Below are 5,576 nucleotides of genomic sequence, written 5' to 3' on the forward strand. Positions count from 1 at the left end.
GTGCCCGATTATACCGGTCAGCGCACCTGTGGGATTACGGTGCATTTCTTACCCTGTGATCAGGTGAAGGTGACGACGTCCTGCGCTACCTACAATAGTCCCAATTATCCGATTAAAGAGCCGTTGAAAATGAAGGAGCCGAAAGTATGTCCGAAATAATGCCGACAGGCATCTCAAAGCCAGATTATGCCTTATTGAAGGAGAGAAAGATGAAGAAACACCGGTTTAAATGGGCGGTTGTATGCCTGTTACTGGCGGCCTGTAGTCAGTTGCCGGCACAGGCCGGAACCATTGAGGCGATTAATCATACCAAGTGGGCGATTAACCGGTTCAGTGTGGATGATAATCCCGGTATCGATAGTATCGGACCGTATCAGGGCGGTGGTGGTGGCTGTTGCTATCGGGCTCCGGAGAAGTGGAAACCGGGGATGACGGTCAAGGTGGATTGGGAAACCGGGGTGGCTTTCTCCGACGATTTTCCCGGATATGCAAATAGGGAGAAATATTTGGCATGGAGGGAAAAAATCGATGCTCAGAACCGCCAGCATAGCCAGGTAGTGCCGGTGCCCGATTATACCGGTCAGCGCACCTGTGGGATTACGGTGCATTTCTTACCCTGTGATCAGGTGAAGGTGACGACGTCCTGCGCTACCTACAATAGTCCCAATTATCCGATTAAAGAGCCGTTGAAAATGAAGGAGCCGAAAGTATGTCCGAAATAATGCCGACAGGCATCTCAAAGCCAGATTATGCCTTATTGAAGGAGAGAAAGATGAAGAAACACCGGTTTAAATGGGCGGTTGTATGCCTGTTACTGGCGGCCTGTAGTCAGTTTCCAGCGCAGGCCGGCGTGATTATTGCGATTAACCATACCAAGTGGGCGATTAACCGGTTCAGTGTGGATGATACGCCGGGTATCGATATTATCGGGCCGTATCAGGGCGGTGGCGGTGGCTGTTGTTATAGCGTGCCAGCGAAATGGAAACCGGGGATGACGGTTCGGGTAGATTGGGAGACTGGAGTGGGAGATATGGATGGTTTTCCCGGTTTTGCGGATAGAGAAAAATTTATGGCATGGAAGAAAAAAATGGATGCTTATACACGCCAACATAGCCAGGTAGTGCCAGTGCCCTATTATCAGAATGGAGGAGATACCTGCGGGATTACGGTGCATTTCTTGCCCTGTGATCAGATTAAAGTCACGACCTCTTGTGACGCCTACGGTAGCCCAAACTACCCGATTAAAGAACCGTTAGAAATGAAGGAGCCGAAAGTATGTCCGAAATAAATCATAACGATGCGGTCTGGTTGCCCGCTCCCTTTCCCACGAAGGGGCGGTTGCCGTCTAAAAGCTATCTGGTCGGGCAAAATTGTCACCGTCAGACCAGTGACGAAAGAGCCTACCATCAGGAATTGTGTCTGGCGGAGAATCGTCGGGTGGTGCCACCCTGCTGTAAGACCCTGCATGTCAGCCTGTTTTTTGATGGCACCGGCAATAATTTGTATAACGATCTTTATCAGGCTGTTCCTCACCATCCGACTAATATCGTTCGGCTGTTTCAGGCGACGATTGGGGCCGGTTATGCGGGTGGGGCGGCAGGTAAGCCGTTGCTGGATGATGTCGAAAGCACTGGCGGAGAATACTTTAAATATTATATCCCCGGTGTGGGGACCCCTTTTCCGGAAATTAATGATCTGGATTACAGCACGTGGGGGCTGGCTTTTGCTGACCGGGGTGAGGACCGGATCAACTGGGCGTTGCTGCGGTTGATTGATGTCCTTGGCTTTAGCCTGACACAAAAACAGATGACCAACAGTGAAAGTCAAAAATCCCTGGAGGCGATGTCCACCACCTGGCACACACTGGGCTTGGGAGGGGCGCATAACCGTTATGGCGAGTTTTATAAGCAGTTTGCCCGTTTAAAACGTGAGCTAAAAATAGCCCGCAGCCATCTGGGACGAGGTAAGTGTAAGTTGCTGGGGATGAAGTTGTATGTGTATGGTTTTTCCCGTGGGGCAGCGGAGGCCCGGGCCTTTGTCAACTGGCTGGCCGAATTGTTGCCGCCTCCCAAAGGGGATGACCTGAAGCCATCACTGTGTCTGCAAGCGAAAAACGAAACCGACCCGGATTGTAACCTGCCCATCAGTGTGGAGTTTCTCGGGCTGTTTGACACGGTGGCGTCAGTCGGGATGAGCCATGTGGTTCCTGTCGTTGAGGGGCATATGGCCTGGGCAGATGGCACGCAGGAACTGCCATCGGAGGAGATTTACGGCGGGTTGGTGAAACGCTGTGTGCATCTGGTCTCGACCCATGAACAGCGGCTGAGTTTCCCGATGGATTCGATTCGCCGTTCCGATGGGACCTACCCGACCGGTAGCACCGAGGTGATTTATCCCGGCGTGCATTCTGATTTGGGGGGCGGTTATCCACCGGGAGATCAGGGTAAGGCGATAGGGGAAACGGATGGCTTCCTTTTATCCCAAATTGTTTTACATGAAATGTATGCCGCGGCATTTGAAAGTGGGGCTCCTCTTAAAGTACCAAAGATAGCTTTACCTGCGGATCTGTCTCAGCATAGTTGGCGTTCCATGAGTTATGAAGTTGGCTTGGAATTCGATATAGAATTGAAACTCATCAACCGCTTCAACGCTTGGCGCAAAGTCACTTTGGGACTTGATATGCCGGAACAACCGCTGTCCGCCGAAGAAGCCGCCCGCTTTGAACCGATACGGTCAGCTGTGGTGCTGGAGCAGGCCATGGAAAACCAGATGGACTGGCTGACCGCCTGGCGTATCAACCGCTACGCCGGCGGGACGCTGCTCAGTACGCCGTTTTTTCTTGCCGCCCCTAACCGTGACGCGGATAAGACGCATTATGCGAAGAGTGAGCAGGTGCGGCAAGCCGGGCAGGATGCCGTGTCAAAGAAACGGAAAGCACAGCGACTGGAATACATTATTAGCGGCAGTAAAGAACCGCCTGTGTTAGTTCCCGGTGTGCCGGATTTTGACCCGGAAATCGCCCAGAAGCAGTTGCGGGAAGCGGCAGCGGAATTTCGCAGTGACTACCGGGGAGAACGGCGTGGGATATCCGGTACGAAGCAATTTGCTGTCGAAGGCATTCTGGGCAACGCCCTTTATCTGTTGAACAGTGAGGATGAGGACTGGGAATATCAGCAAATGAAAACCGCGGGAGAGGCGTTGGTCGATCGGCTTTTCCAGCCGGTTCCGACGAGAAAAACCGGTCAACCAGCATCACCGGAGTCATTACTGGTGGCCCTGTATGACAATCAGGTGCATGATTCCCGCGCCTGGTTTATGTACTCTACGCTGGATACGCGTGAGCCGGAGGGCGGTTATTTCCGTTACCGGGTGATTTACTTCGGCACAGTGTGTAGTAAACCCCTGTCGCTTTTGACGGTGGAAGGCAATGTGGTCGGGGCAGCGTCACCGATTGGCAGTGCCTTGTTTCTCTTCAAACGGAAAAAAATCGGCAACATGGTGGCGAATGCCATCGACGAAACTCACGTCACTCAGCTGGAAGTGAGCGTACACGATTTATCCACCCGGGAACTTATTCCCATGTTACCGGACGCGGAGCAGACGAAGGCATTCACCCATAATGTGGGTGAGGTGACCCGTCAGCAGAGACAGTTTATCGAAGAGCGGCGAATGCAAATTGCCAAAGAGAAGCTCAAAGCGCGTTGGGCCGGCAGGACTCTGGAACTGACTCCGTCAGGGGGGCCTGAGCAATGAAGAATGTTATCCGTCAGGGCGACAGCCTGCGTGAGTACGGTGGCAAGGTATTATCCGGCCACTACCTCTGTTTTGGTCAACCAATCGCCTGTCAGGGCGATCCGGTTCAGTGCAACCATCACGGCATGACCACGATTGCGCAAGGCAGTGCCGCCTGCCTGATCGATGGCAAGCCCGTGGCATTAGACGGCCATCGTTGTGAATGTGGCTGTACGCTGGTGAGTTCCGGTCCCGATTATCAGGTGGTGTCATGAAAGTCTGTCCCACCTTTCCGCCGTATCGTCAGGCTTCACCGCCCCGGGTTAAACGCTGGTTGGCCGCCGGGGCCGGAGGGGTATTGCTGGTCAGTAACCTCGTCGCGCTGATAAGACCTGAAATCGGTGACGCTTCAGCCTTGTACGCCATGATCCCCGGACTGGCGGCGTTATGGCTGTTATGTCTGCTATTTCGCTGGCTGTTTTACCGTTTTGCCCGGCATAACGCCTGGATTTATCAGCAACAGGTTGAGTGGGTGCAGCAACGTTGGTGGCGTAAACATCGTCAGCAGATTGCGCTGGTGGATTGGGTGTTAGTCGGTCCGCCGGGGATCACGCCTGATGTGTGGCTGAGTGTGATTAATCAGTCCCAGAGTCATCGTCGCCCGGAACCCATCAAGGAGGCGCAGGGTCAGGTGGTGCGTCTCCGGCGTTCCGGTGTCGTTGACATCGAACAACGGGAAATCCAGCTGGCGAAAATGGCGGTGAATCAGTGGCAGAATCAGCATCAGGCGCCGTTGTGTTGTACGCCAATACGTTGTTATTGGCTGGGTTCAGCTACCGTCTGGCAGGAGTTTGTCGCCCAGATGGCGGTGCAGTTTCCTGATGTGGTGTTACCCGAACAGCCGCAATACTGGCGCGGTATTGATACTCTGGATGAGATGACTGACCGGCTGAATGCGACAACGGGCAGTCAGGCGACTATTTTGTGCGCCGGTTGCCAGTGTGTCGCCAGTGAAGCGGGATCAGCCTTACCGGCGGGTGAAGCGGCTTTTATCTGGTTACTGAAAAAAACCGGCAACGTGGCGTTGACCCGCGGTGAATATTTTCAGGCTCAGGATGATGAACCGGTTATGGATGTGGCAGCCCGGGCGCTGGTACAGGCAGATATCCCGCAGCCACCGGAACCTTGTTTTCTGTTTTCCCAGCCGGACGGGCTTGCACTGGAAAAGACCGGCTGGAATATCACTCAACATGTACAGGATCTCAATTGGGGCAATATTAACGAGATGGAAGCGGTGGTGGTGCAAACCCTGGCGGCTATCTCGGCGGAAAATACCGGTCAGCCCTGTGGCTGGTTGGCCCGCGATCCTCAACACACTTTAGCGTTTGGAATAGTGAAATCTTATGAAACTGCAAGAAAATAAATTACAACCGGTTTCGGTGGTGAATACGCTCATCTTACTGGTGGGAACGATTACCCTGCTGGTGACGTTCGCCGGTCTGGGATGGTGGTTTTGGGGAGAACATCAAACCACAGATACCGAGAAGTTCAATCATTTGTTACGGGCTTGTGGAATAGCCTGGGTGCTCATCGTGGTGGTGAGTATGCTGGGTTTTATCACGGTCACCTTGTTTGTCAAAGATAAAGTCACGGAGCCGGAACCAGGTCCACCATTGGCTGCTCCGGTCAGTAAACAGTTTGATTACGATGAATTAGGCGCCCGCCTGCACCGTCGTTATGGCCGGCTCTGGGGGTTCAGGGTGCGTATCTTACTGGTGATGGGGGAAGTCGAGCAGGTGGAGGCCATTGCACCGGGCCTGACTGCCGGGCACTGGCTGGAGGGC

The 5,576-nt window shown here is 53.5% G+C and carries 6 protein-coding genes and 1 pseudogene; all 7 read left to right on the forward strand.

Annotated elements, in window-relative coordinates:
- Positions 1-159: DUF3304 domain-containing protein (locus C5469_RS23860; protein WP_242689558.1), on the forward strand; the 159-nt coding region annotated here is incomplete at its 5' end.
- Positions 160-209: 50 nt separating this feature from the next.
- A complete protein-coding gene (gene tli1a / locus C5469_RS21525; protein WP_166310617.1) occupies positions 210-722 on the forward strand; it encodes a Tli1a family immunity protein in 513 nt (170 codons plus the stop codon).
- A gap of 50 nt (positions 723-772) precedes the next feature.
- Positions 773-1,288, forward strand: coding sequence for a Tli1a family immunity protein (tli1a, locus tag C5469_RS21530; protein ID WP_166310619.1), 516 nt, complete (start codon positions 773-775; stop codon positions 1,286-1,288).
- The gene (locus tag C5469_RS21535) at positions 1,276-3,753 is read left to right on the forward strand and encodes a T6SS phospholipase effector Tle1-like catalytic domain-containing protein (RefSeq protein ID WP_166310613.1); all 2,478 of its coding nucleotides are present in this window, start codon (positions 1,276-1,278) and stop codon (positions 3,751-3,753) included. Before tli1a (C5469_RS21530) ends, C5469_RS21535 begins: the two co-directional genes overlap by 13 nt.
- On the forward strand, positions 3,750-4,007 hold the full coding sequence (locus C5469_RS21540) for a PAAR domain-containing protein (RefSeq protein ID WP_054481716.1): 258 nt from the start codon (positions 3,750-3,752) through the stop codon (positions 4,005-4,007). Before C5469_RS21535 ends, C5469_RS21540 begins: the two co-directional genes overlap by 4 nt.
- A complete protein-coding gene (locus C5469_RS21545; RefSeq protein WP_166310615.1) occupies positions 4,004-5,155 on the forward strand; it encodes a hypothetical protein in 1,152 nt (383 codons plus the stop codon). The genes C5469_RS21540 and C5469_RS21545 overlap by 4 nt, the downstream gene beginning before the upstream one ends.
- Positions 5,136-5,576, forward strand: a pseudogene (locus C5469_RS21550) (ImcF-related family protein); the annotation flags it as partial. The gene C5469_RS21545 and the pseudogene C5469_RS21550, both read left to right, overlap by 20 nt.

The organism is Photorhabdus cinerea (genome assembly GCF_011189575.1).
In the GTDB taxonomy this organism is placed as follows: domain Bacteria; phylum Pseudomonadota; class Gammaproteobacteria; order Enterobacterales; family Enterobacteriaceae; genus Photorhabdus; species Photorhabdus cinerea.

Bases quoted from the DNA above. Each gene is read 5' to 3' on its own strand.
- tli1a (WP_166310617.1), top strand. From the start codon at position 210: ATGAAGAAACACCGGTTTAAATGGGCGGTTGTATGCCTGTTACTGGCG.
- tli1a (WP_166310619.1), top strand. From the start codon at position 773: ATGAAGAAACACCGGTTTAAATGGGCGGTTGTATGCCTGTTACTGGCG.
- C5469_RS21535 (WP_166310613.1), top strand. From the start codon at position 1,276: ATGTCCGAAATAAATCATAACGATGCGGTCTGGTTGCCCGCTCCCTTT.
- C5469_RS21540 (WP_054481716.1), top strand. From the start codon at position 3,750: ATGAAGAATGTTATCCGTCAGGGCGACAGCCTGCGTGAGTACGGTGGC.
- C5469_RS21545 (WP_166310615.1), top strand. From the start codon at position 4,004: ATGAAAGTCTGTCCCACCTTTCCGCCGTATCGTCAGGCTTCACCGCCC.